General features: G+C 74.7%; 1 protein-coding gene. It reads right to left on the bottom strand.

What is annotated here, in order from left to right; all coding sequences use genetic code 11:
- Positions 1 to 350, bottom strand: a 350-nt coding sequence (locus IN07_RS23225) for a biotin/lipoyl-containing protein (protein ID WP_331437145.1), incomplete at its 3' end; no start/stop codon positions are given.
- Between the last annotated feature and the right edge of the window lie 18 nt (positions 351 to 368).

The raw sequence follows: 368 nt of genomic DNA on the forward strand, positions 1-368 counted from the left end.
ACCTTGTCGGTGGAGACCTCCAGGAGGGGCTCGTCGACCTCGACCTGGTCACCCTCCTGCTTCAGCCAGCGGGTGACCGTGCCCTCGGTGACGCTCTCGCCCAGCGCCGGCATGGTCACCGAGGTGCCCTCGCCGCCACCGGAACCGCCGGAGTCGCCGCCCTGCTCGGCCGCTGCGGGGGCCGGCTCCTCGGCGGGCTCCTCCTGAGCCGGCTCCTCCTGGGCGGGCTCCTCGTCGGCCGAGGTCTCCTGGGCCGGCGCGTCCTCCGCCGGGGCGCCGGCGTCGTCGCCGTCCTCGCCACCGATGACGGCCAGCTCGGCGCCGACCTCCACGGTCTCGTCCTCGGACACGACGATCTTGGTGAGCAC

It is taken from the genome of Modestobacter caceresii, from assembly GCF_000761485.1.
GTDB lineage: Bacteria > Actinomycetota > Actinomycetes > Mycobacteriales > Geodermatophilaceae > Modestobacter > Modestobacter caceresii.